Here is a 24,381-nt window from a genome sequence, read left to right on the forward strand (position 1 = left end):
TTATTTTGTTTAGCAATCGCAATGTTAACGATAGAATAGAATTAACAGTAATTACAATCACTAAACTTGAGAAGCGCGAGGACCGTCCCCGTGCTTCCTATGTTCTTCTCTCACTTTTGGATCAGTAATATTTGCATTTGAAAAGGCATCATAAATGGTTATGATGTCACTTTCATTTAAGAGAGGTTCTTTGTGTTCAATTTTAAGGACTGACACTTTCCGATGAATAAATTCAGACAGTTCTATGTCATACACTATAATTTCATTGGAAGCTATTTTACGATAATCTAAGTCTACTTTAAATGTGGAGCGTTTAGTAAAAGATACCATGGAGATAAATAAGTCATAGTACTTTTTATCAATGAATGACGTTAATGCTTTTATATGCCCATAGTTTTGTACAAAAGGGTTCAGCATTTTAAACTTTCCATTAACCAACCATGTTTTACGATCTTTCCCACCATAAATGGTCCCCTGATAGTTTTTCGTTTCAATGGCAAATATACCATATGGAGTTAATACCACATGATCAATTTGGGAGTACCCTGATTTTGCTTTTGGATTCTTTACAAGGAGATCACTTAAGTATCGACAATCCTTTGGCAGCTGATCCAGTTGTATATCAATTTTGTATTCTCCTATTTCACCTTTCCTAGTAGCTACCTGCTCATTCACCTTTTTTGGTATTGACGTGGTCACATTAACTTGTTTTGGTTTGTTCTCGTTTTTTTTCTTCTTTAAAAAGTTTAAGAATAATAGCATGATGTTCTCCCTGCTTCTTTTGGTGGTTTGGTTTGAGCCATGGGTGCAATCCTCTTTCACCATTCGAAATTTGTCGAAGAATGGTAAGGTAACAGGGACAAGGGGACAGGTACCATGTCCCTCTGTAATGTCACAGTGACCACCTGAAAATTGTCGAAGATTGATAGGTTTTTAGTTATGGGGGAAATGATAGAATAGAAATGCAACTGAATATTGTGAGGGTGGTTGTTGCACTTCTTTCCGTTTAGGAAAGGAGGTGATAATCATGGAAACATTTCTTGAATTTTTAAGAGAGGTTCTGAAGGGAATTGTGCGAGAAGTTAGTGCACATATCTTTCGGAAAAATGTATTAGAAAACAAGAAAACCACCCCGCGCCGTCACAAGCAAAAGAGTGATTCTCAAAAATAAACATATCTTTTTCACAACAACCTCCCTGACGGTAGAGGTTGCAGGGGGAAGTGTTAGCGCACTTCTCCTTTTTTATTATATTCTCATTATACACAAAATAAACCCGAAAATAAAAGATTAGATTATATTTGCCTCACAAGTGCGATCACAATGACTACCCGAAAAAATACTTAAAAATTTTAATAGATGAATAGTCCGCTATGCTTATTTGTTGGTTTTTTAATATAAATATAGTTGTTATTCAAATAAAAACAAACGGGACCTATTTCTAAAAAATTCCGATTGTTTGGTTTAGAGTTAGTTTTAAAATATAAATAATAACTTTCTAGTTTAATCCTTTATTTAAAAGGATGTTTAAGGATTATCAGCTTCAACTACAATCTCTTTTTCATGGTCTTTGTTGCGAATACTCATTATACCATCCCTTGACGAGATTGATTTTCCTTTATTATACACAATATAAAAATCATTGATAAGCAGGAATGTAATGTCACAGTGACCAAATAGTTTCCACTCTATTTAATGAATGTAAAAAATATCAAAGTTTGTTTGAATCAACTTATTGGGTTTTACTGAAGTCTTTCAAAGGGATTTTTCGAATAATGGTTGGTAAGGTACAAGAACTGCACTTTTATTTAGTAGGTTGTTGCATATGTAAATAAGCCTCATATGGTCTACTTATAAGGTATGGATAATTTGTAGCACATCTCCAATTTATTTTATTAACCAAAGGGCTGACATTGAAGCAATTTGTCAGCCCTAAAGCCTTTATTATGCAAGCGCAATTTCCGTTACACTACGGTCAATAACTCTTGCACCTTTCTTCGATACAAAATCCCCATCAGTTGAAATAAAAATATTCGCTGCTAAGATTTGATCCATTGCTGCATTTAGGGCAATTTGATCAACTGGTTCTACTGGAGAATCCACACTGATTTTCACTGTCTTCCCTGCTGTGTTTAAAAATTGAAGCTCTAATGTTTTCGTCATGTTTTTCCCTCCTTTCCTTCCTCATTTGGTTTGTTTTCCTTTAAACGATGTTACGCATCAATTTGATTTGTGTCATTACGCTCAACGAATGTTAGTGTTTCTGATTGTAAGCTTGCAATCGCTTGTGCTGCTTGAAGCAATTGGTCAGGTGTTGCTGATGTTTTGACGTTGTTGTAGTTTTTACGTTTATAGATGTCTTTGCCGTTCTCGTCCACTCCCATGTTAAACACAAGGCTTAATTGAGAATCTAATAATGTTGCAACTGCCATGCTCTCACCTCCTTTCACCCTTTATATATAGAGAAAGGGTAGGTAGAGTAGCGTATTATTAATATTTTTTTAAAAATAGTGGATGTACTAGCTTCATGTTGCTAACCTCTGGTCCTATTTGATTCCCAAAAGATCCTCAATAGAATGCTTCTTGAGTTTAGTAATTGCATCCCTACGCCATGCTTTAACTGCAGAGATTGATACTCCTTCATCCTTTGCAACTTCACTTGGTGTTTTATCTTTAAGACAGTAGGCTTTTAGCCATTTGCTTTGATTTGAAGTCAAAAGGGAGGAGGAAATACTTTCAATATTAGAATTTGCTAGTAGATGTTTAAAATCATCTTCGCTAGTTTCTTCTTGGGGTGAAACAGTCATGAGACGATTTTCCTTCTCCTGTTTTTTCCTTTCTTTCGTAAGCACTGCTTTCATTCGACCAAGGATATAGGAATAAACATAAGACTTAAATTCCCCTTTTTCTTCATTAAAACGTAATGAAGCCTCCCATAATGCAATACAGCCAATTTGATAAAATTCCTTTTTATCCTTGTAAATCATTAACTTTTTTATTATGTGATAAATCATTGGTTCAAATTGTTCATGCAGCTTCTCAAATTTCTCATCTTCATACATATAAGAATCCTTTTTAAGAATGCATTCTTAAGTATTCCGCGGTAATTTGAGAATATCAGTCTATTTTCCTATGAGGAACTTTCAATATAGAGGAGATAACAGGAGAGATTAACCTAATAAGAGGATTATTTCTTAGTAATAACTAGGTTATTGATAGTGAGTTTATTGGGATGATGGTTTTATTGGAGTTTTTGTGGAGTATTGTAGTTTTGTGTGCCTGTTACCACAAGGATTTTTCGAAGATATAGACTTAAAATTTCCATGTTACAAATCCTTACATGGTGTTTGATTAGTTTATATATGAATAATAATATATTTGTATACAAACTAAATATTCAGAAAAAGACCATTGTATTTCTATATATTGGTTTTGTGAAAAACTGTATCGTCTGTATTTACTTAGATGAGAAAAATCAGTAAGAGGGTGTTGATTTTTTGAGTAGCATGAATGTTCATTCGCGAAGAATGTCAAAGGATATTGTATACGAAAACTTGAAACAGAAGATTATTTTTAATGAATTAAGCCCGAATGAAGACGTAAAGGAAGATCAATTGTCGACGCTGTTAGATGTTAGTAGAACTCCCCTTAGGGAGTCCATTCAAAGGCTAGAAATGGAAAATTTTCTAGTTCGTCAACCAAACGGACGCCTTAAAGTGGCGCAAATCAATCTAAACGAAGTTGAAGAGATTTTCGAGATCAGGAGTTTATTAGAAGGACAGATTGCAAAACATGCAACACGAAATGCAATGAAGGAAGACATCCTAAACTTATCAAAACTATTAGAGAGGCTTGACCATTTTTTCAAAATTGATGACAAACAAAACTTTGTGACGATTGGAAATGAGTTTCATGATTATTTAGCAAAGATTAGCGGTTTGAATACAACTATTAGATTATTAAATATTGTGAGAGACCATGCTGAACGTTATAGTCGTTTCGTTTCTGTTTATGGTAAGTGGAATGAACAAGCAGTTGAAGAACATTACGATATCCTCAAATGTATTGTAGAAAAGGACGAGTTGGGGGCGGAAAATGCTATGAAGATCCATCTCATGAGCAGTTTAAGAGTCGTTTTAGAAAGAGTAAAAGAACTTCACCTAAGCAAAGGAGGAATTTAGAGTATGCACTCAACGTGGAAATTAAATACGAAAGTAATTCATGAAAATTCCCAACCAAATCCTCAAACAAAGGCTATTTCACATAGTATCGTTCCAGCAGTTGCATATGCTTTTCCTAATGCGGAAATGGCAGCCAAAGCAGTTTCTGGAGAAGTTGAATTAACTTATTATGGTCGATATGGAAATCCAACTCTTGAAAATCTAGAAAATAAAATTGCTGCATTAGAAGGAGGAGAAGCAGCATTAGGTGTATCTAGTGGAATGGCAGCAATCTCTACTGCTCTTCTCGGATTCCTGAAAAAAGACGATCATGCCATTGTGACACAAGATGTATATGGAGGAACCTTCAGTTTTTTTAACTCATTAGCACCAAGGTTTGGGATCGAATTTGATTTTGTAGACTGTACGGTTGTATCTAAGATTGAAGATGCGATTAGACAAAACACGAAAGTGGTTTACATTGAGACGCCTTCAAATCCAAAATTGACGATATTGAATCTGGAAGAAATAGCAAAAGTGTGCAAAAAATATAATTTGCCATTGATCGTTGACAATACATTCATGAGTCCCTATTTGCAAAATCCTTTAATGTTAGGGGCGGATGTAGTTGTTCATAGTGCAACCAAGTATATCAATGGCCATGGAGACGTTGTGGCAGGGTTTATTGTCGGCAAGCAGGATGTTATTCATAGGTTGCGTAGGAAAGTGATGGGAGATCTTGGTCAGAACTTAAGTGCTTGGGAATCCTCTCTTATATTAAGAGGATTAAAAACATTAGGTGTACGTATGGAAAGACATTGTAGTAACGCACAAAGAGTTGCGGATATTCTTGAAAAACATCCGATGATCAAAAAAGTCTATTATCCTGGTTTACCGTCTCACCCTCAACATTTATTAGCAAAAAAACAAATGAAAGACATGGGAGGTATTGTTTCGTTTGAAGTGAAGGGGGGACTGGCTGTTGGAACTCATTTCATTAATTCTCTTAAACTTGCAATGATTTCATTTAGCTTAGGGGATCCTGAAACATTGGTACAGCATCCAGCTTCTATGACACATGCGTCCATCCCTCCAGCTGAGAGATTAAAATTTGGAATCACTGACGGTCTAATTAGACTATCCGTAGGGCTTGAAGATATTGAAGATATCATTGCTGATTTACAGATAGCATTACTACAAGCGGAAGAAGTAATGGTAGGTTCTAAAGAGGTTTTATAATGACTTATTTAAGAACTAGATTGATATTTTACAAGTATTATTCAGAATGATCAGAGAAGAGAGGGTTATTATAATGATTGAAATGGAAAATGTTTATAAAACCTTTGAGCGTAAAGGAATAAAGACCACAGCCCTTAAAGGCATCAATCTAAAGGTGAACAAAGAGGATATTTTTGGGGTAATTGGATATAGCGGTGCTGGAAAAAGTACATTAATTCGGTTGGTCAATTATTTAGAGAAGCCGACTAAGGGCTATGTGTTAGTAGATGGACAAAGATTGGATCAATTTAACGCCAAAGAACTCCGTGTAGTAAAAAAGAAAATTGGAATGATTTTCCAACATTTCAATCTATTAGAATCAAAAACAATTTTTCAAAATGTAGCGATGCCTCTTATTCTGTCTAAAAAAAGCAAGGATGACATTCAAAGGCGGGTAATGGAACTATTGGAGTTTGTAGGGCTAAGTGATAAAGCTGAGAGTTATCCAAATGAATTATCCGGTGGACAAAAACAGAGGATTGGGATTGCTCGTGCTTTAGCTTCTAGACCTTCCATCCTGCTTTGTGATGAGGCTACCTCAGCTCTTGATCCTCAAACAACTCAATCGATCCTTGATCTTCTTAAGAGGGTAAATAAAGAATACGGAATAACAATTATGATCATTACACATGAAATGGGTGTTATCCAAGAAATTTGCAATAAAGTAGCTGTTATGGAAAAGGGAGAAATAATTGAACAAGGATCAGTACTAGAGGTATTTGGACAACCTAAACATCCTTCTACACAATACTTTGTACAAACTGTTATTCGTAACAGTATTACACCTAGTGTAGAAAACAAGATGAAAATGGAAAAGGACAGTAAACTCTTAAAAGTAAAACTTGTAGGAGAAGCTGTTTCAACGCCGATTTTGAATAAACTAATTAAGGATTTTGACATCACAGTAAATGTCTTGTTTGCCAATACAACAGAAATACAAGATACGACTATGGTCATTATGTATCTTGATATAAAGGGAAATGATGAGCAAGTACAGGCGGCAATGAACTATTTAAAAAAACTAGGTTTACTTGTTGAGGAGGTATCCAAATGATATCAACAACAATAACATTAGATCAATTTTTGCAAGCTATTAATGATACCTTGGTTATGGTTGGTTTTTCCCTATTTGTAGGCACGCTAATTGGGATACCTCTAGGAATATTACTCGTGGTGACACGTCCAGCGGGTATTTTGCAGCATAAAATTATTTATTCAGTGTTAAACCCAATTATTAATATATTACGTTCGTTGCCATTTATTATCCTTATGGTGGCTATCATACCATTTACTAGATTGATTGTTCAAACATCTATTGGTACGAGTGCTGCTATTGTTCCTTTAATTATATATATTTCTCCATTTATTGCTCGTTTAGTAGAAAACTCTCTTTTAGAGGTTAATCCAGGAATCATTGAGGCTGCAGAAGCAATGGGTGCAACACCATTTCAAATTATCCGTTACTTTTTGTTACCAGAAGCTTTAGGTTCTGTTGTTTTATCGTTAACTACAAGTACCATTACCTTAATTGGTGCAACAGCTATGGCAGGAACTGTTGGGGGAGGGGGTGTAGGAGATCTAGCAATCGTTTTTGGTTACCAACGATTTGATACTTTTGCGATGGTTAGTACGGTTATAGTATTGATCGTTTTTGTACAAGGGATACAGTCAATGGGGAACTTCTTGGCAAAAAAGATTAGGAGAAATTAATAAACTAGGAGAAGGAATGTAAGCTACGAAATGATTATATAAAAGGAGAGGATACAATGGGACAATGGACAAGAAAGGACCGGTTTGAAGCTCTGTTATCTGGTGAAATGGCCGATCGTCCAATCATCAGTGCGTGGAAGCATTTTTTAGATAAGGAACAAAACGCGGAGGATTTAGCAGGAGAGACAATCGATTTTGCTAATCAATACGAATGGGATTGGGTAAAAATCAATCCACGTGCTACATATCTTTCGGAAGTGTGGGGCAGTCGTTTTGATTTTGATGATTATGAATGGGTATTTCCTAAACAACTATCGGCTCAAATATGTAACCCATTGGACGTTTGGGGAGTTGAAGTAAAGGATGTATCTAAGTCAGCGCCTTTGTTGGAACAACTAAATGCAGTCAAACTTATTCGTAATGGCCTGTCTGATACTCCAATTATTCAAACAGTTTTTTCACCTTTGACGGTATTGCTTTTTATTGCTGGTCAATCCTTTTATGCGGACAAACATATATATGGAAGTCAAAATCCAGTCTCGATGAAAGCTCTATTTGCTGAGAATCGAGCAGGTGTTCATAAGGCGTTGCATGCGATTGCCTTAACGATTGCCGATTATGTCTCAGAACTAGAAAAGGTTGGAATTGACGGTCTATTTTATGCAGTCACTGGTACAGCTAATCATAAGTTATTCAATGTCCATGAATTCAATGAGTTTTCAAGACCTTATGATTTGATTGTATTAGAAGCGGCTCGAAATAAAAAGAATATTCTTCATACCTGTGGAGAGCACGCTAAACCAGAGTTATTTAAGGATTACTTCATTGATGGTATAAGCTGGGATACAAAAGCAAAAGGGAATGTTGATTTAAGTGCAAGTTTTAATGTTACAAAAGTAGGAGGAGTTGATCATAGTCATTTTGATGAGAGCAATGCGCTGAAAATTCGCTTAGAAGCAGAGGCAGCTCTAGAGCTTATGAAAAATGAACCTTTTATACTAGCGCCAAATTGCGCTGTTCCGCCAAATGCATCACAAGTAGCTTTAAAAGAATTTAAACAAACCTTAATGGAGGGAAACGAATGAAAAAACAGTTTTTGTTTGTCTTAATGGGAGCGATGGTATTACTACTAGGAGCCTGTGGAAATAAAGAAACTTCAGGAGAAGAAGATAAGAAGCAATTAGTAGTAGGATTTGGAGTTGGAACATATGAGGAACAATTTCGTAATAGTATTTTACCGATAATGGAGGAAAAAGGGTATGAAGTAGAAATGAAAGTTTTTTCTCAAAATATGCAAGTGAATCCTGCTATGAAAGAAGGTTCAATTGATGCGAGTATTTTCCAAAGTACAGCCTACATGGAAGGGATTAACGATGAGATTGATGCGAATATGACTGGGATAGCGTATGTACCGAGTGCCCCTCAAGGATTATACTCTGAAAAACATCATTCCATCGATGTAGTGAAAGACGGTACTACAGTCGCTGTACCAAATGATCCTGTTAACCAAGAACGTGCTATAAGTATTATGGAAGAATTAGGATGGGTGAAAGTTGATGAAGACGCGGGGATAACAGACTTTAACTTAAAAAGTGTATATCCAGACAAGTATGTCATTGATTTTAAAGTGCTTGATCCAGCACAAATCCTAGTATCTCTTGAAGATGTAGATTTCGGGGTTGTTAATGGTAACTATATTGCAAGTGCTGGACAAAAAATAACAGATGCTGTAAAGATTGAAAATACACCGAAAGAACATCGAATTATCGTGACTGTTAATGAAGAGGATAAAGACTCACAATGGGCAAAAGATTTAAAAAGTGCATATGAATCAGTAGAATTTGAAGAATATATTAAGTCAGATGAAATGTATGATGGATTTGTTCTTCCTGAAGCTTGGGACCAGAACTAGTTTTGGGTGCCAGCCACCACCCAAAACATCTTGTTTTATAACATTTTTCCACGAAATTGAATACAGCTATTTTAACGTTCAGAAAGAGAGCCATTCTCATAGTAGGTGATTGACCTTGTATTGTATAATTTTGAAGGATGGAAAAGACGTCTCCTGTATAACTGCGCCAACAGTTATACGGGAGACGTCGCATAAAAACAAGTATGATGATTGTGTCAGATTACAAACTACCTAAATGCAATGATCGTTAGCTTTAGTTTTCATAAAAGAGAGAGGTATTAGCATACAGAGCAGGTGAGCCTCCAGAGTGGATAAATAGAATGTCATCACCGCGCTTAAAGTAGCCATTTCGGATAAGCTCAATTAGTCCTGCTGCAGCTTTACCAGTGTACACTGGATCGAGTAAAATTCCTTCTGTTTTTGCTAGTAACTGGACAGCTTCTACCATTTCAGGGGTAGGGAGAGCATAGCCAGGTCCGACGTACTCATCAAAGCAAGTAACTGTCTCACGGGGGATGGAATGTGAAATTCCGATATGTGCCGAGGTTTCTTTCACAAGCTGGTATACCTTTTCTTCTTGTTCAGCTTTTCCTCTGCTTACGTTTATTCCAATTACAGGGATATTACTTTGACTTCCAGAAAATCCAGTGATCAAACCTGCATGCATTCCGCCACTTCCGCTTACACAAACGACTGACTTTATATTGATGCCTTGATCAAAAGACTGTGCTAAAATCTCCTGGGAGCAAGCGGCATACCCTGTTGCCCCAATGGCAGTAGATCCACCAACTGGAATGATGTAAGGGTTATGTCCTTTCACTATGACTTCATTTGCTACTTGCTGCATTTCTTTCATCAAGTCTGTTCCATTCGGGACAACCTTGATATTTTCAGCGCCTAGTAAATGATATAGAAAATAGTTACCGTTAAAGTCAGGCTCTGAATTTTTTGTCATTCCTTCTTCTAAGACAAGAATGCACTTCATTTTCTCTTTTACAGCAGCTGCTAGTGTTAAGCGACAATGATTTGATTGAATGCCTCCACATGTAATTAATGTATCTGCACCTTTTTTAAGAGCATCGGCAACAAGAAACTCTAATTTTCTTGTTTTATTTCCACCAACCGTAAGCCCAAGTAAATCATCTCGTTTTAGATAGATAGTTGGGCCGCCAAGAGCTTCTGATAGATTATCTAATTTCTCGATCGGTGTATGGGATGGTGTGTATCTTCGTCTGGGGAATTGAGATAAGTTCATATGTAATGTCCTCCTGTTTTGTCCGTTTATATATATTTGAAATGTTGAAAAAAATCATTCTAGTAGGCTTCTTAAATACTATTATATTAATCGGGGCCTGTCACCACCCGGATTTTGTCGAATGATGGCAGGTTATAACTCTTGAGAACATGAGAGCATAGTTCATTTACACAAGAGTGAAAGGGAGTATTGATTATAGGAGATCACTGTTTAAAGTGTGAAAAGGCAGAAAGTAACATTACTCTACCAAATGAAAATTAAATTTCTCAATTGCGCTCTGTAAAATTTTGGTTAATAAAATAAAACATTCTTCCTATATTCATATCAAATTTCACTACTGGAGACTTATGGAAGTGATCTGGTAATTATAGTAACATTTACTTAGCTATGTGATTTATTGGAAATGAAATTGACGATGAATAGAAAAGTAAGTTAACTCATAATGAGGTGGAATTTATGAATTCGGAAAAAGTCAGAGCATTAGCAAAAGTGTTCCAGGAATCTTCTGAAACGTTAAAATTAGATGAATCGAAATTAATGCAGAGTGTACATACAAATACGGCAACATGGACAGGAGAAGCACGAAAAAAATTTGATTCAATGCTTGATGAAGCAGGTATTTTATTTCAAAGACACTCAGATAATCTTTATCAGATCAGTAAAGAATTAGAAAGCGCAGCAAATGATGTTGACAGAGTGAGAGAAGAGATTGAGAGACAAAGAGAGTTAGAGCGGCTTGCTTGTATGAGGGATGAGTAGAAATAAAGGGAATGAAGGATAAAAAGAGGTGTTATATGAAACCGAAGAATAGGGATCGTAAAAGTTTGGAAGAGGAAGGCTGGATCCTCCCTGATAAAAACAAGAAAAATAAAGATGGGAGTTTACTTCCCGGTTGTAGTGATTTTTTTATTTTGTTCATTCAATTTGGTGTTTTGGCACATCAAATTATCATTCTTTTTTGACGGTGAAAAAGAATGGATAACAATTGGGGACAGGGTTGTGTAGACCTATTAATCCTGCCTTTACAGATTAGGACATCATTTTTTTCATAGTATATAGATGAGATAGTACGTATGTTATAAAGCTTAGAGGAAAAGAAAAGAGGTTGATACAGTGGGTGGTAAAATTTCAGTAGATCCAAATCGTTTAGAAGATTTAGCAAATGAGTTTGTCTTGCACTTGTCAAAAATTGAAGAGGAATACAAGAGTCTTCATATGGAACTTTTCAACCTAATAAGCAGTGCTCCAGCAGAGTATAGTCATTGTTTTTATCAAGTAGGGGATCCTTGGGGAACAGGAAATCAATTAGCTGATCTTCTAAGTGAAATGGAGATAGACCTTCGAATGACAGCAAATAAATTTTCAGATGCCGATAACTTAGTCGGTCAACTTTATAAACTGCATGAGAAGTATGGAGCATTAACAGCGATGGGTGCTTTAGCATCGAAACAGCTAGCATTTTATGGGCTGGGTTTTACGCAATTTATGAAAAATACCGATGATGTATATATGTACAGACATATGAATGCACTAACTAAACTATCCGATGTAGTTGATAATTCCAAATTCCGTAATGTGGCAAGAGCCTATTTAAATCCGACTTATCTATTAAAAAAATATAGAGATGTTCCATTTGCAGATTTAGTTCATAAAAAAGTTGCTAAATATCTTCCTGATGATGTTGTTAAGTATACAGATAGTTCAAAGGCTTTATTTGAAGGGGTTAAGCATAGAGCATTGGACTCAACAACGTTTAAATCATTCCTTCAAACAGGAACTAAATTCGCAAAAACAAATGCTGTTAGTGCTGTATTAGTAACCGGAGCAATGGAAGTAGGCGGAATGGGACTAAAAATTTCCGAAAATTATTCTAAATATGGAGATAATACAGAGGTTTTAAAACGCGAAAATGCTAAAGCGGTGGGAAATGCAGTGAATAATACAGTAGCCATTTCCGGAGGTTCCATTGCAGGGGCAGTAGTAGGTGGGGCTCTGGGAAGTTTAGTAGGTCCAGTTGGTACAGTTGTAGGAGCTGCTGCAGGTTCATTTGTAGGAGGACTTGTTGGAGAGCAAGCGGCTAAACTTACTGCAGGGATAGCAGAGAAAGCAGCTATAGCTTTAAAAGAACCGATACATGCTGGTCTTGAAACGATTAAAGGTGGTTTGGAAAAAGCAGGGGAAGTTGTTGAAGGAATTAATAAAGGTGTTGATTTTGTAAATGATCAAATTAAGGATACAATTGCTGACCCAATAGGGAAGGTGAAAGATATTGGTAAGGGGATATCGAAAGCAAAAGAAACAGCGAGTTCTCTTGTCGATGGAGCAAAAGATTTTCTTGACGATAAATTGTCATTTTTCTAAGGAGGACCTATGAATACCATTCAATTAAGTATTGAAGAGTTAATTTTTTCATTTTATAGTGAAGGTTTATTTGAACAAGGAATGTCTATTAAGGAGGCCTATTTTCCAACGCTTCAAGAATCTGAGTTAAAATTAATGCTAGAAGTTGCCTCTCGTTCTTTGTTAGCAAAAGATATGATAAAGGAAGTTCATAATCAATATAAATTAAAGGATGAATTTGCTTCCTATATTCATACACTAAATTATGCCGAAAGTACATTAAAGGCTTCTAAACATCAGTCTGACTTAAATGGAGAAGAAAGTATCTCATTTCATTATAAAAATGGAGAAGTTTATTTACATAAAATATTGTACGACAATCAAGTTCATTCTATTTCTAAACTACCAGATGAAGAAATCATTTCAGTTATAAGTAGTTTTTTCAATTTCCATACATTAGAAAAGCAAAGTGAAGTACTTTTTCAGTTAAAAAGTGAAGAATTTGAAGAACTTTTAGAGGATGTTAGTCAATCTCATTCTATATCAGAATCGCTTGTTCAGAAATGGGTAAGCAAAAAGGGTCAATCTAATAGTATTCTAGAGTTTTTAAATGACATTTCTACTAGAAACGGTAAAATGGATAGTTTATTAAGTTTAAAGTATGACTCAGATAATAACCCTGATCTAATGGATCTTTATTTTATTATCCCAGGAAAGACTGAATGTTGGCTTGCTACAAGGGACAACAACCTTGATCTGAATATTCAAAGAGCAAATGAGACATCTATTAAAAATCTATTATTAACGAACAAGGTTCTTTCAGCTTAAGGAGGTGCATCGTTTGGTTAACGTTAAGAAAGATAATGATATCATACATATAAAAGGTTCCAAGTTCATGTACGCTTGGGTGTTTCTTGCTACTTTAGGTTTTTTAATTGCTTGTTTTTTCTTAATCATACATGGTTTGAAATTTGATTCCAAGTATTCTATTTTATACCTTGGTGGTGGATTCCTCTTCACTCCTTTCTACCTTTATCTAACTCTTTGGTCACTTCCAGGATTTATTCCAGGGAAGGTCTTGTTAACGATTGTTCAAGGTGAGAATAGTACAATTAAATCAAAGAAAGGTACAGTTCTTATTAAAAATATTCGTAATATCGATTTAGTGAGAAATCCTCTAAATTTGATAAATGATATTGTAATAGAAACCTTCGATAACAATAAAATTAAAATTCGCACCTTTAATTTACTTGATGACCTGGATTATCAGGTGGTAGTTGATCAATATATTTATCCTTATATGACAGAAAACGCAAGAAAAGTTTGGGATCGTAAGGTGAATTTGGATAAATTGCAAAAAGTGGCTAAATACGAGCGGCAGGAGCAGAAAATTGATTAGGGTGCCTGTCACCACCCGGATTTTGTCGAATTTAGTAGAGTATGAAGAGGAGAGTTAGTTATACTAGGATTTTAAGTAAATTCCGCTTCCTTGGTATGGATAAGTATGCAGACGGGACAGGTCCCTTGGGAAGTACTAGAACACAAGAAAAAACCACCCTACGCCGTCACAAGCAAAAGGATGGTTCTTGAGGTAAGAGAATTAATTTGAATTGACAACCACCACCCTGACGGTAGAGGTTGCAGGGAGAAGTGTTAGCGCACTTCTCCTTAATATTATATTCATATTATACATAAAAAAATATTCTTATTTGGATCGAGTCAAGTTTCGGATACTATCACAGTGACGCCTGGAAATCTTGAAGGTGAACTTTATTAAAATTTCGTTAACAATTGTCATTATGTTACATCAAAACAAAAAGAAGTAACCAGTCCAGATATTTAAAATTAATTTTCCTCTTTTCATAGTAACTAATCTAATTTAATTTTTTAAAGAGGATTTATATATCATCGGTGTAACGCCTACAACCTTCTTAAAAACCTTACTGAAATATCTCCCATCCTGATATCCCACCGCGGATGCCACATCTGATATATATAGATCATTATTCATTAGTAAAATTTTAGCCTTTTCAATACGGATCTTTTCAATGTAGTCAGAAGGGTTAAGGCCAAACTCCTGCTTAAACTTACGGGAAATGTACTCTCTGCTTATAAAAAATTGATCTGCAATGGATTGTAGCAATAAATGTTCATGATAATTATTATCTATATATCTCTTAATATCAAAAATAATATTTTGGTTTTTTCTTCGTTCATCTGCTAGTTTTTCTGCAAATACTTCACAATATTGAGTTAATTCTTTTTTGAACAAGTCAAGATAAAGTCTTCCGTCTTTATTTAATGGAAAATAAACATGCTTGTGAATTAATTCAAATTTCTCTTCAAAAGAAATTTCCTTGAAAAGATAGGATTTCATTAGATAAAATTCATGTCTCCAGTATTCAAGTTGATCAAGTGTTACGGAGTTCAATTCCTTTATAGCTTGAATGAATTTACTAATCGCTTTATCAATTTGTTTTTTTTCATTACTTTTAATAGCTATCACAATGGCTTCACTATAATCAGAAAAAAATAGAGTATTGCTTATCTCTGAGGCTTTTCCTTTGAACTGATGAATATATTCTTGGCCAACAAGATAATTACTTTGTCTTAAGGAGAGTTTTGCTTCCTTATAGCCGATTTGTAAACCCCCAGGAAATAAATTTATCGAGCTAATGCCAATATGGAAAGGAGTATGTAGTATTTCCATAAATGCATCATTAATTTTTCGGAGTTTAGCATCAAAATGGTTGAAGTTTTTCCAGATAATCAGTACAATTTCATTCTCTTTATTTAAATGCTTAAAGGCATATCCTTCAGCCGACTTTGCTAGAATTTCATTACAAATATTCAATAGAATAAAATCGAGTTTATCAATGTGATTTGCATATTTTTGAAGGATTTTTTCTTGCAGCATATCGGTACTTAATATAGCCATTTGGAATTGATTATAGTTTCTTATATGAAATTCTTTGTTTAGCTCTTCAAAAGCAATTTGGTTTGAATGAGGCTGTAAAATTAAATTTGAGAACATTTTATCTAAAAAAGCTGGTTTAGTTTGGGAGATTACTTGGTTGCGTTTTACGTCTATATTACGTTTAGCTTCCTCTACCTTCCAGTTATTCAGAGCATTTTCAAAAGACTTTATAATTTCGTACCGATCTATAGGCTTTAAAATGTAGTCCAAACCACCGTTTTTTAGTGTATGTTGAATATATTTGAAGTCATCATGTCCACTTATTACAATTGTTTTGCCTTGGTTGTGATTCTGCTGAAGCCAAGTAAGCAATTCCGTTCCGTTTTTACCTGGCATGATTATATCTGTAAAGATGAATTCTGGTTTTTCGGTCATCACGATATCAATCGCATTATTTCCATCACAAGCTTCTAAGACTTGCTTGATCCCATATTCACTCCAGGGAATAAGTAAGCGAATGGATTGTCTTACATCTTCTTCATCATCGACAATAAGTACTTTCATGCTCGGTCTCCTTTCGCAAGGGGATTTGTAAAGTAATCTTTAGACCATGAGGTTCACGATTTGAAATCTCAATTTGTGCATGTTCAAAAAAATATAGTTGTATTCTAGAAAGGACATTACTTAAACCAATACTTTGATCAATCTGTGTTCCATATGTTTCTGTTTCATTTAATTTTTCCTGAACAAAGTGAAGTCTTTCGGGGGCAATACCTTTTCCATTATCTTCAACAACAATAAGTAAAAGCTGTGGATTTAACATTTTAATAGTAATCCAAATTTCCCCGGGACGTTCATTTTGTTCAAAGCCATGCTTAAAGTAGTTCTCAACGAGGGGTTGGAGGATCATTTTTGGAATTAATAGGGTTTTGACCTCTTCCTCTACATTTATATGATAGATGAGATTTTGTTTAAATCTTTGTTTTTGCAGCTCTAAATAGGCTTGAATTTGATCAATTTCCTTTGAAAGTTCAACAATAATTTCACTTGTGCTCATGTTATATCGCATCATTTTACCCAGTGAGGAGGTGAGGTCATAAATTTTAGGAACATTATTTTGTAAGGCCAGCGCTCCAATGGATTGCAAAGTATTATATATAAAGTGTGGGTTGATTTGAGCCTGAAGTGCTTTTAACTGATTATCCTTATTTGCAATTTCTAAGCGATATTCTTTCATGATTAAATTATCAATAGTTTCCACCATGTTTTTTATTGTCTGTGCTAAAATCCCAATTTCATCTGTACTCTTCGTACTAATATCTAATTTCATGTTCTTTACTTTAATTTGTTTAATTGAATTAATTAACTCTTTAATCGGAGAGGTCAATTTTAAAGAAATATATAAGGTAGCTAATATGACGATAATTAATGATAATAAAATAACTAACGCATTAATTAAGACAAGTTGATTGGCATTTCTATACAACACTTGGTTTGGGATTCGCTTAGCTAGAATCCACTTTTGACCAAAATGTTCAACGCTTTCATAAATTGTTATCCCGCTAAAATTTTCATTGGTTGATTCGAAGTAGCCAGAAGGTGCCTGTTTATTATGTAACATTTGTGCCCAGTCATCAGTGAGTGTAGTACCAATAATATTTTCTTGAGAAGAATAAAGCACTTTACTATTATGGTCAATCAAGTAAAAATCTTCTGAATGTTTAGAGTAAAGTAGATCGCTCATTGTACTTATTGAATCAAGGTTAAAATCAATTGAAATGTAACCAAGGTTTTCTCTTAGAGGTATTTTATAAATCGGTCTATGAATTGTAATAACTTTATTTTTTGGTGCATATGGAAAGTCATTCATCCCGTAATTATGAGCGGTATGAGTTGATTCGATGAAAGGATCTACTTTATTATCTGGAAAATCCTTTTGCTGGAGTTTCGGCATTGCTTCACTTGTTCTTTTAGAAAAGCCATCGATGGTAAGATAACTTCGTTGATAATTATTGCTGTACAGGTAAACTTGTACAATATCCTTGCTTTCTTTGGCTATTGAATGGAGGTTTTGAGATATTCCTTTATCCATTAAATGGTTTTTTTCGTTGTTGGTTAAGTTTTGATAGAGACTATTAGAGTCTTGAATATCTTTATATACATTAAGGGAAATATTGTTAATTTGTTCGAGGTATTCCTGGATACTGCTTTTCCCTTGATAAACTGTATGTGAATTTTCTCTTATAAATTCCCTCTTGAGTGACTCTCTAGTGTACATATATGATATAAAAATTGATATTAACATAGGTAATACAATTGCGATAAGTAAAAAAACAATGAGTTTATTGCGAATACTTCCTTGTATAAATTTCACAGTTAGCACTACCTCTCGAAATTTTTATATACAGAAATTATATCATCGGATAATATTCCTGTTCACTATATATTAAACAAGTCATTTGCGATTGGGGGATAATGAGTATTTATAATCAAGTTACTTTTAAATTTATAATTTAGTAGATTGCTTTGTAAAGTAAAGTCACAAAATTACACATTTTTGATCACCATTACATGTATTTTTGCTTTTAATAACTAGTTATAATGACTACAAGGCTTATTCATACAGGGGTGTAGATAGATGAAAGAGCTTACAAAGGGGTTATTTCTTGCAGTTATAATACTTTCCATTTTTGGTTGCAGTAATAATGAAGAGGAATCTACCTCAAGTAACCAGGTTAAAGATACAAATGAAGTCACTTTAAAAGTATATAACTTTAAGGTCGAGATGGCTGAACAGCTAGAAAAGTTAGTAAAGGAGTATGAAGTAGATCATCCGGGGATTAATGTTGTGATTGATACTTGTGGCGGAGGGTGTGATTACAGTGCGGAATTGAAAACAAAATTTAGCTCTGGTGATAAACCTGACATTTTCTTCGTTGCAGGATACAGTGACTTGGATCTCTGGATAGAACATCTTGAGGACCTCAGTGATCAGCCGTGGGTTGAAGATGTTGTTGACATTGCAAAAGAACCTATGACTAAAGATGGTAAGTTATACGGAATGCCACTAAATATTGAAGGTTGGGGCTATATCTATAACAAAGATTTATTTGCAGAAGCAGGGATATCCAAATTGCCAAAAACAATCTCAGAGTTAAAAGGTGTTTCAGAAAAACTTCAGTCTTCTGGAGTTACACCATTTGTAAATGGTTATGGAGAATGGTGGATATTGGGGAATCACTTGCTAAATATGGCATTTGCGCAACAAGACAATCCAGAAGATTATATTGAAGCAGTGAAACTTAATAAGGAAAAGTTTAGTGATAATAAGGCGTTTAAAGAGTGGGTAGATTTACTAGATTTAACAATAAAATATGGGCAACCTAATCCTTTACAAACCGATTATATTACTCAGGTTACATCATTTGCTAGTGGTCAAGTAGCGATGATACAGCAAGGAAATTGGGTCCAACTTCAGTTACTAAAACTAAATCCTGATTTGGAATACGGATATCTTCCTATGCCGATAAATGATGATAAAGAGAAAATGGATCGTTTACCTATTGGTGTTCCAAACAACTGGGTTATTTATAAGAATTCGAAGGTAAAGGATGAGGCAAAAGATTTTTTAAATTGGATGGTTACCTCAGATATTGGAAAGCGGTACCTAGTTGAAGAATTTAAATTTATACCAGCTTTCAAAAACATACCAATAGATAAGACTAAGTTAGGTCCTTTAGGAACTGATCTTATTGAATATATCCATAACAATAAAACTGTCCCATGGTTATGGCAAAAATACCCGGGTTATGAAGTGAATACATCGCAAATGGGAGCAGTTATTCAGGCATATATTGGTGATCAAATTACAAAGGAAGAAATGTTTGAGCAATTCCAATTGATATGGGATGAACTTTCTGAACAAGAAGAAGTGGTACAAAAGTAAATTTTGCTTTCACTATCCTAAATCAGCTCTAAATGCAATTTAAGTTTAGGGCTGACTATGGATTAAGCGTAGTGTCTTTAAAGATATATAACTAGTAAAGTTATCTTCTTAAAAGACTGAAGATTTTGAATATTGCGTATATTTTAGTGCGTTATCTAATTTGGAGATAGTTAAGGGGGTGAGGCCAACTTTAGAAATTAGAGAATAGTATTCTAACTTTTATTTAAATTTATTTTAAGGGGGATTTTTACATGAAAAAACGGCTTATATCTATTTTGTCTTTGATTACAGCTTTTACAATTATACTTGCAGGCTGCTCGAGCTCTAATACTGAATCAACTACATCGGATTCCAATTCCGGATCTAAGGATGAGATTACACTATATACAATTCAATCCACTACTCCAGGTTTTGAGGAGTGGGTGAAAGAGGCTGAGGAGAAGAGTGGTGTAAAGATTAATTGGGTAGCAGCGCCAACCGATTCTGATACTCGTCAACAAAAGGTTTCGACAATCCTATCATCAGGTGACGCTTCTGTTGATATCCTTGAAATCAACGATGAAATGGCTACCTCATTTAAAAATACAGGTTGGCTTGAGCCTCTACAAGATACAGTGTTAACAGATGATATAACAAGTCAGTTCCCTCAAGGTTATATGAAAGATATGCTAACTACTACTAACGGTGATGTCATTGGTGTCCCAGGTTATTCTGGATATCTTGCTCTATGGGTTGACCAGAAAAAATTAGATGAAGCTGGGATGACGTCAATAGAGAACGAAGAAGATTTTGTGAAGTTTTTGAAGGCGACTACAAAGGATGGTCAATATGGATATGGTGGTTCATGGGAAAAAACGTATGTGTTTAATGAAATTGCAACCTTTGTGAATCTTTTTGGTGGTGATTATTATGATTGGACAAATGAAGGAAGCCGAAAAGCGGTTAAATTCATGTACGATATGGCGAATACCTGGAAAGTGACACCAGTTGATCAACTTGCTGATAAATACGAGCAAATGAATCAGAAATTCATTGATGGTAAATATGGAATGGTCTTCATGTGGGGAACTGGAAATGACTATCGTGAAGCTAATCGATATGGTGATGATCAAATCCACATGATCAATATGCCTAAGTTTGAAAAGAGAGCTATCTTTACAGATTCATGGAGTTACGTTTTAAATACATCTTCAAAAAATAAGGAAGCTGCTGAAAAATTCCTTAAATATGTAGCAAGTGAAGAGGGTGGATTAAGTGGATGGAAAAACTTTAACCGATACCCTGCAAGAGCAGATGTGGCAAAAAATGAAGCTGTTACAAGTGATGTGAAAGAAGTCTATACTCAAATCCAAGAAACAAGTGAAATCAATGGTCGCCCTATGCTTCCTCAAACAATGGAATTTATCAATGAAATGGGAACATTATTCCATAATTATATCCAAGATAAAATTACGTTAGATGAATTCTGTGCAAAAGCCCAAGAAGCTGTTGATAAGTATAAATAAGTGATCCAATCATTGACAAGTAACTTTCTATTCATAATAAGAAAGGTGCGTTAAAATGTATGCTAGCAAAAGATACCTGACAATTGCGTGGTTATTTGTTCTACCTGCTTTATTAATAAGGTTTTTCACCACCATATATCCTATTTTTGAAACATTCCGAGTTAGTTTTTATAACGTAAACTTGTTAAGAGGAATTAACGAGTTCGTTGGGATTCAGAACTATATTAATATTTTCCAGGATCCAAAAATGCTTACATCGATTACGTTTACAACCATTTTTGTGGTGGGTTCGATGTTTGGACATATCGTTTTTGGTGTTGGGTTAGCGCTTATACTAAATATGAAAATAGCTTTTCAGAAGGTATTACGAACGATTGTGTTACTTCCATGGGCAATGCCGATGGTTGTAATCGCAATTGCATCAAAATGGGCGTTTAACAATGATTATGGTTTAGTCAATGATTTCATCCGTTGGTTCAATCCTGGGTTTAATTTAGATTGGCTCATTAATACTGATACAGCTCGTATAGCGGTTATTGCTGTTGATTTGTGGAAGGATGTTCCGTTTTTTGCGATTCTTGTTCTTGCTGGCCTTCAATTTATTCCATCAGACATATATGAAGCTGCAAAAATAGATGGAGCTGGACCTATTCAATCATTTTTTAGAATTACACTACCACTTATTTCAAAGAACATTTTGATTTTAAGTATATTCTTTACAATGTGGAGAATCACATCATTTGATATCGTCTATGCAATGACAAGTGGAGGTCCTGGAGAAGATACTGCATTACTCGCTTATCGAATCACAACTGAAGCATTTACAAATCTAAATACAGGCTACGCTGCTTCTATTGCAATTGTTCTGTTTATCGTAATGGCCATTTTAAGTGGATTGAGTATGTACGGGGCAAAGAAATTTAATCATTAATTGTATTGTGCTTCTTTTAACTAAAAGGAGCACAATGATTCTATGAAATTGGCGATTAGATTATTAGGATTTAAGAGAGACCATAGTTCCTCAAAAGTACATTTAAGTTCAACTTATAATTGTAAATACTATCATCTCCTTGCTTAAGGGTTAATGGAGTTTGAAAATATGAAATATAGTAGGTGAATAGGATATGTTTCCTAAGACAACAAAGGAAAGAAAATATGAAATTATAACTAGGGAGCCAAATAGAGTTCCCAAAACTACAAAAAATGTGCTATTCAACTTGTTTAAGTGGTCCTTAGCATTTATTGTCAGTTTTCTTATCCTTTTTCCGTTATGGTGGATATTTGTGTCCTCCATTACTCCATCAGGGGAGTTATTTTCAAAGCCTATTAAATATTGGCCAGAAAATCCAACACTTGAAAGCTACCGTTACTTAATTGAAAATGCTGATTTATTTCAAAAAATATGGGATACAGTCCTGATTGTTGGATTATCGATTTTTATTGGGATGGTTGTTTCGGTGATGGCCGCCTTTAGTTTTGCAAGATTTAAGAGTAAAGGTTTGTCGTTAGCCCTTGCCTTTTTATTAGGTTCTATGCTTATTCCTGATGTGGTGACAGCCCGTCCTTTATATGATTTTTTACAACAAATTCAGTTGTATGATACCTATACAGGATTGATTGTCCTTTACATCAGTAGCATCATCCCTTTTTCAATTTTAATTCTTCAAAGTTTTCTTAATGATATACCAGCTTCAATTGAAGAAGCCGCGTTAATTGATGGGTGTGGGTTTTTCCAGTCGTTGTTTTATGTGACATTGCCAATTTTAAAACCCGCCATCGCAACCGTTTGTATTGTAAACTTTATTCTTTGTTTAAATAACTTCTTTACACCACTGTTTTATTCGAACGGAATCTCAGTGCTTTCGACAGCAATTACTCAATTACCGTTACGGGATAATATGTATGCGATTCCATGGGATCTTGTTAGTGCAATGGGATTCATTATCATTTTACCGATTACCATTTTCGTTGGTATTTTCCAACGACAAATCATGGAAGGAATTATGTCGGGTGGCGTAAAAGGATAAGAAATAACAATTAAAACATGAGAGGAGAAATATCGTATGAATTTTAATCCATTTATGAATGGTCTTTCGTCCCTTCCTTTAATGAACAATGGAAGAACACGTGCTATTACAGCAGAAAACCCACATGGCGAAAAAGGAAAAGGAGGGATGGCTGCTAGTCATTTAGGGCCTTCTAGAAAAGGTTCACCATGTCTCCGTAATGTAAAATCTGGGGATACAGCATTACTCTGTGATGTGGAGGGTCCAGGAGTTATTCAACATATTTGGATCACAGTAACTGATAAAACAGAAACAGACGTTTTTGTTCTAAGAGATCTCGTTATTCGTATGTATTGGGACGATGAAAAGGAACCTTCTGTTGAAAGTCCACTTGGTGATTTTTTCTGTAATGGATTTGCACGAGGCTGTACAGTCAATTCATTGCCGATAGTAGTAAACCCAACACGTGGATTTAATTGTTATTTCCCAATGCCTTTTAACAAGAAGGCCAAAATCACGATTGAGAATCAACATGAAGAAAGTATTCCAGCCTTATTCTTTCAAATTGACTATTGTTTATATGATGAACTTCCAGAGAATACTGCTTATTTTCATGCTCAATGGAATCGTCAGAAAATCACCAACATTGCTGAAGATTATGTGATCGTTGACAACATAAAGGGAAAAGGACAATATGTAGGTACCTACCTTGCACTTGCAACATTAGAAAGATACTGGTGGGGTGAAGGTGAGGTAAAAATGTACATTGATGGTGATGGTGAATACCCAACAATTTGCGGTACTGGAACCGAAGACTACTTCGGAGGGGCCTGGAGTTTTGCAAATCAACAAAATGGCAAGACAATCGAAAACACCTATTGTACACCTTATATGGGATATCCCTACTATTCAAAAAATGATGAAATAGTCCATAACCTTTATCACAATGATGATGTCCCACCTATGAGAGGATTTTATCGTTGGCATATTCTGGATCCTATCAGATTCAATGAAGATCTTAAAGTGACCGTCCAACAAATTGGTGTGTGCAAGAAAGGATTATTTGAAAGACAGGATGACGTGGCAACCGTCGCTTATTGGTATCAAACAGAACCACATAATACCTTTAAACCTTTAATAAAAAGGGAAGAGAGATGGCCTAGGTAAGTTTTTGGGTGCCAGTTTTTGGGTGCCTGTCACCACCCGGATTTTGTCGAATTAAAGGATTTTTAGAATGAGAGGAAGGTTTTCACGCTTCACCATTTTGTTCGACATAGTTTTAAATCTAGCAATTTACACAAGAAGAAAAGGATAGCCAATTATAAGAGTGATTGGCTATCCTTTTTCTATATGC

24 protein-coding genes are annotated in these 24,381 nt (G+C 34.9%); 17 read left to right on the forward strand and 7 right to left on the reverse strand.

Annotation, left to right across the window (positions count from 1 at the left end):
• Positions 1-60 precede the first annotated feature (60 nt).
• Positions 61-762 (reverse strand): nuclease-related domain-containing protein, encoded by a 702-nt coding sequence (locus WCV66_RS05265; protein WP_338788150.1) that lies wholly within the window; start codon positions 760-762, stop codon positions 61-63.
• Between the two features lie 265 nt (positions 763-1,027).
• Here WCV66_RS05265 and WCV66_RS05270 point away from each other — a divergent pair, with 265 nt between their 5' ends.
• Positions 1,028-1,171 carry a hypothetical protein gene (locus WCV66_RS05270; protein ID WP_338788151.1) on the forward strand — a complete coding sequence of 48 codons (144 nt, stop codon included), beginning with the start codon at positions 1,028-1,030 and terminating at the stop codon, positions 1,169-1,171.
• A 771-nt stretch (positions 1,172-1,942) separates the two neighbouring features.
• On the opposite strand, the gene WCV66_RS05275 is transcribed toward WCV66_RS05270, so the two are convergent.
• The 3 genes from WCV66_RS05275 to WCV66_RS05285 all read right to left on the reverse strand — a co-directional run bounded on the left by WCV66_RS05275 (position 1,943) and on the right by WCV66_RS05285 (position 3,060).
• A complete protein-coding gene (locus WCV66_RS05275) occupies positions 1,943-2,161 on the reverse strand; it encodes a DUF2922 domain-containing protein (RefSeq protein WP_338788152.1) in 219 nt (72 codons plus the stop codon).
• Between the two features lie 50 nt (positions 2,162-2,211).
• Complete coding sequence (locus tag WCV66_RS05280; protein ID WP_066328899.1) at positions 2,212-2,430, reverse strand: DUF1659 domain-containing protein; 219 nt, start codon at positions 2,428-2,430, stop codon at positions 2,212-2,214.
• A 114-nt stretch (positions 2,431-2,544) separates the two neighbouring features.
• Complete coding sequence (locus WCV66_RS05285; protein ID WP_338788153.1) at positions 2,545-3,060, reverse strand: sigma-70 family RNA polymerase sigma factor; 516 nt, start codon at positions 3,058-3,060, stop codon at positions 2,545-2,547.
• Positions 3,061-3,504: 444 nt separating this feature from the next.
• Between WCV66_RS05285 and WCV66_RS05290 the strand changes: the two genes are divergently transcribed.
• The 6 genes from WCV66_RS05290 (at position 3,505) to WCV66_RS05315 (ending at position 9,058) form a co-directional block, all read left to right on the forward strand.
• Entirely contained in the window at positions 3,505-4,179 is a 675-nt protein-coding gene (locus WCV66_RS05290) for a GntR family transcriptional regulator (protein WP_338789401.1), read from the forward strand.
• 3 nt (positions 4,180-4,182) lie between these two features.
• Positions 4,183-5,397, forward strand: a complete 1,215-nt coding sequence (locus WCV66_RS05295; protein WP_338788156.1) for an aminotransferase class I/II-fold pyridoxal phosphate-dependent enzyme — start codon at positions 4,183-4,185, stop codon at positions 5,395-5,397.
• A gap of 73 nt (positions 5,398-5,470) precedes the next feature.
• Complete coding sequence (locus WCV66_RS05300) at positions 5,471-6,490, forward strand: methionine ABC transporter ATP-binding protein (protein ID WP_338788157.1); 1,020 nt, start codon at positions 5,471-5,473, stop codon at positions 6,488-6,490.
• On the forward strand, positions 6,487-7,146 hold the full coding sequence (locus tag WCV66_RS05305) for a methionine ABC transporter permease (protein ID WP_338788158.1): 660 nt from the start codon (positions 6,487-6,489) through the stop codon (positions 7,144-7,146). The genes WCV66_RS05300 and WCV66_RS05305 overlap by 4 nt, the downstream gene beginning before the upstream one ends.
• Before the next feature lie 56 nt (positions 7,147-7,202).
• Positions 7,203-8,231: a uroporphyrinogen decarboxylase family protein gene (locus tag WCV66_RS05310; protein WP_338788159.1), complete on the forward strand. Its 1,029-nt coding sequence runs from the start codon at positions 7,203-7,205 to the stop codon at positions 8,229-8,231.
• Positions 8,228-9,058, forward strand: coding sequence for a MetQ/NlpA family ABC transporter substrate-binding protein (locus WCV66_RS05315; protein ID WP_338788160.1), 831 nt, complete (start codon positions 8,228-8,230; stop codon positions 9,056-9,058). The genes WCV66_RS05310 and WCV66_RS05315 overlap by 4 nt, the downstream gene beginning before the upstream one ends.
• A 253-nt stretch (positions 9,059-9,311) precedes the next feature.
• Here WCV66_RS05315 and WCV66_RS05320 read toward each other — a convergent pair whose 3' ends face one another.
• Entirely contained in the window at positions 9,312-10,313 is a 1,002-nt protein-coding gene (locus tag WCV66_RS05320) for a D-cysteine desulfhydrase (protein WP_338788161.1), read from the reverse strand.
• A gap of 456 nt (positions 10,314-10,769) precedes the next feature.
• On the opposite strand from WCV66_RS05320, the gene WCV66_RS05325 reads away from it, so the two are divergent.
• The 5 genes from WCV66_RS05325 to WCV66_RS05345 all read left to right on the forward strand — a co-directional run bounded on the left by WCV66_RS05325 (position 10,770) and on the right by WCV66_RS05345 (position 14,052).
• Positions 10,770-11,072 carry a WXG100 family type VII secretion target gene (locus WCV66_RS05325; RefSeq protein WP_066329634.1) on the forward strand — a complete coding sequence of 101 codons (303 nt, stop codon included), beginning with the start codon at positions 10,770-10,772 and terminating at the stop codon, positions 11,070-11,072.
• 35 nt (positions 11,073-11,107) lie between these two features.
• Positions 11,108-11,275 carry a hypothetical protein gene (locus tag WCV66_RS05330; protein ID WP_338788162.1) on the forward strand — a complete coding sequence of 56 codons (168 nt, stop codon included), beginning with the start codon at positions 11,108-11,110 and terminating at the stop codon, positions 11,273-11,275.
• A 151-nt stretch (positions 11,276-11,426) separates the two neighbouring features.
• Positions 11,427-12,674, forward strand: a complete 1,248-nt coding sequence (locus tag WCV66_RS05335; protein WP_338788163.1) for a glycine zipper domain-containing protein — start codon at positions 11,427-11,429, stop codon at positions 12,672-12,674.
• Positions 12,675-12,683: 9 nt separating this feature from the next.
• On the forward strand, positions 12,684-13,481 hold the full coding sequence (locus WCV66_RS05340) for a hypothetical protein (protein WP_338788164.1): 798 nt from the start codon (positions 12,684-12,686) through the stop codon (positions 13,479-13,481).
• Between the two features lie 67 nt (positions 13,482-13,548).
• Complete coding sequence (locus WCV66_RS05345; protein ID WP_413789658.1) at positions 13,549-14,052, forward strand: DUF5381 family protein; 504 nt, start codon at positions 13,549-13,551, stop codon at positions 14,050-14,052.
• A gap of 480 nt (positions 14,053-14,532) precedes the next feature.
• Here WCV66_RS05345 and WCV66_RS05350 read toward each other — a convergent pair whose 3' ends face one another.
• Together WCV66_RS05350 and WCV66_RS05355 are read right to left on the reverse strand one after the other, a co-directional pair.
• Positions 14,533-16,134, reverse strand: a complete 1,602-nt coding sequence (locus tag WCV66_RS05350; RefSeq protein WP_338788166.1) for a response regulator transcription factor — start codon at positions 16,132-16,134, stop codon at positions 14,533-14,535.
• On the reverse strand, positions 16,112-17,944 hold the full coding sequence (locus tag WCV66_RS05355) for a sensor histidine kinase (RefSeq protein ID WP_338788167.1): 1,833 nt from the start codon (positions 17,942-17,944) through the stop codon (positions 16,112-16,114). The genes WCV66_RS05350 and WCV66_RS05355 overlap by 23 nt, the downstream gene beginning before the upstream one ends.
• 264 nt (positions 17,945-18,208) lie before the next feature.
• Between WCV66_RS05355 and WCV66_RS05360 the strand changes: the two genes are divergently transcribed.
• From WCV66_RS05360 to WCV66_RS05380, 5 genes are all read left to right on the forward strand, one after another.
• Positions 18,209-19,516 (forward strand): ABC transporter substrate-binding protein, encoded by a 1,308-nt coding sequence (locus WCV66_RS05360; protein ID WP_338788168.1) that lies wholly within the window; start codon positions 18,209-18,211, stop codon positions 19,514-19,516.
• Between the two features lie 251 nt (positions 19,517-19,767).
• Positions 19,768-21,021, forward strand: a complete 1,254-nt coding sequence (locus WCV66_RS05365) for an extracellular solute-binding protein (RefSeq protein ID WP_338788169.1) — start codon at positions 19,768-19,770, stop codon at positions 21,019-21,021.
• Positions 21,022-21,076: 55 nt separating this feature from the next.
• Entirely contained in the window at positions 21,077-21,952 is an 876-nt protein-coding gene (locus WCV66_RS05370; RefSeq protein ID WP_338788170.1) for a sugar ABC transporter permease, read from the forward strand.
• A 352-nt stretch (positions 21,953-22,304) separates the two neighbouring features.
• Positions 22,305-23,048, forward strand: a complete 744-nt coding sequence (locus WCV66_RS05375; protein ID WP_338788171.1) for a carbohydrate ABC transporter permease — start codon at positions 22,305-22,307, stop codon at positions 23,046-23,048.
• A gap of 36 nt (positions 23,049-23,084) precedes the next feature.
• Entirely contained in the window at positions 23,085-24,194 is a 1,110-nt protein-coding gene (locus WCV66_RS05380) for a glycoside hydrolase family 172 protein (RefSeq protein WP_338788172.1), read from the forward strand.
• Positions 24,195-24,381 lie beyond the last annotated feature (187 nt).

The organism is Metabacillus rhizosphaerae, assembly GCF_037201795.1.
In the GTDB taxonomy this organism is placed as follows: Bacteria; Bacillota; Bacilli; order Bacillales; family Bacillaceae; genus Metabacillus; species Metabacillus rhizosphaerae.

Bases quoted from the DNA above. Each gene is read 5' to 3' on its own strand.
- WCV66_RS05265 (WP_338788150.1), bottom strand. From the start codon at position 762: ATGCTATTATTCTTAAACTTTTTAAAGAAGAAAAAAAACGAGAACAAA.
- WCV66_RS05270 (WP_338788151.1), top strand. From the start codon at position 1,028: ATGGAAACATTTCTTGAATTTTTAAGAGAGGTTCTGAAGGGAATTGTG.
- WCV66_RS05275 (WP_338788152.1), bottom strand. From the start codon at position 2,161: ATGACGAAAACATTAGAGCTTCAATTTTTAAACACAGCAGGGAAGACA.
- WCV66_RS05280 (WP_066328899.1), bottom strand. From the start codon at position 2,430: ATGGCAGTTGCAACATTATTAGATTCTCAATTAAGCCTTGTGTTTAAC.
- WCV66_RS05285 (WP_338788153.1), bottom strand. From the start codon at position 3,060: ATGTATGAAGATGAGAAATTTGAGAAGCTGCATGAACAATTTGAACCA.
- WCV66_RS05290 (WP_338789401.1), top strand. From the start codon at position 3,505: ATGAATGTTCATTCGCGAAGAATGTCAAAGGATATTGTATACGAAAAC.
- WCV66_RS05295 (WP_338788156.1), top strand. From the start codon at position 4,183: ATGCACTCAACGTGGAAATTAAATACGAAAGTAATTCATGAAAATTCC.
- WCV66_RS05300 (WP_338788157.1), top strand. From the start codon at position 5,471: ATGATTGAAATGGAAAATGTTTATAAAACCTTTGAGCGTAAAGGAATA.
- WCV66_RS05305 (WP_338788158.1), top strand. From the start codon at position 6,487: ATGATATCAACAACAATAACATTAGATCAATTTTTGCAAGCTATTAAT.
- WCV66_RS05310 (WP_338788159.1), top strand. From the start codon at position 7,203: ATGGGACAATGGACAAGAAAGGACCGGTTTGAAGCTCTGTTATCTGGT.
- WCV66_RS05315 (WP_338788160.1), top strand. From the start codon at position 8,228: ATGAAAAAACAGTTTTTGTTTGTCTTAATGGGAGCGATGGTATTACTA.
- WCV66_RS05320 (WP_338788161.1), bottom strand. From the start codon at position 10,313: ATGAACTTATCTCAATTCCCCAGACGAAGATACACACCATCCCATACA.
- WCV66_RS05325 (WP_066329634.1), top strand. From the start codon at position 10,770: ATGAATTCGGAAAAAGTCAGAGCATTAGCAAAAGTGTTCCAGGAATCT.
- WCV66_RS05330 (WP_338788162.1), top strand. From the start codon at position 11,108: ATGAAACCGAAGAATAGGGATCGTAAAAGTTTGGAAGAGGAAGGCTGG.
- WCV66_RS05340 (WP_338788164.1), top strand. From the start codon at position 12,684: ATGAATACCATTCAATTAAGTATTGAAGAGTTAATTTTTTCATTTTAT.
- WCV66_RS05345 (WP_413789658.1), top strand. From the start codon at position 13,549: ATGTACGCTTGGGTGTTTCTTGCTACTTTAGGTTTTTTAATTGCTTGT.
- WCV66_RS05350 (WP_338788166.1), bottom strand. From the start codon at position 16,134: ATGAAAGTACTTATTGTCGATGATGAAGAAGATGTAAGACAATCCATT.
- WCV66_RS05360 (WP_338788168.1), top strand. From the start codon at position 18,209: ATGAAAGAGCTTACAAAGGGGTTATTTCTTGCAGTTATAATACTTTCC.
- WCV66_RS05365 (WP_338788169.1), top strand. From the start codon at position 19,768: ATGAAAAAACGGCTTATATCTATTTTGTCTTTGATTACAGCTTTTACA.
- WCV66_RS05370 (WP_338788170.1), top strand. From the start codon at position 21,077: ATGTATGCTAGCAAAAGATACCTGACAATTGCGTGGTTATTTGTTCTA.
- WCV66_RS05380 (WP_338788172.1), top strand. From the start codon at position 23,085: ATGAATTTTAATCCATTTATGAATGGTCTTTCGTCCCTTCCTTTAATG.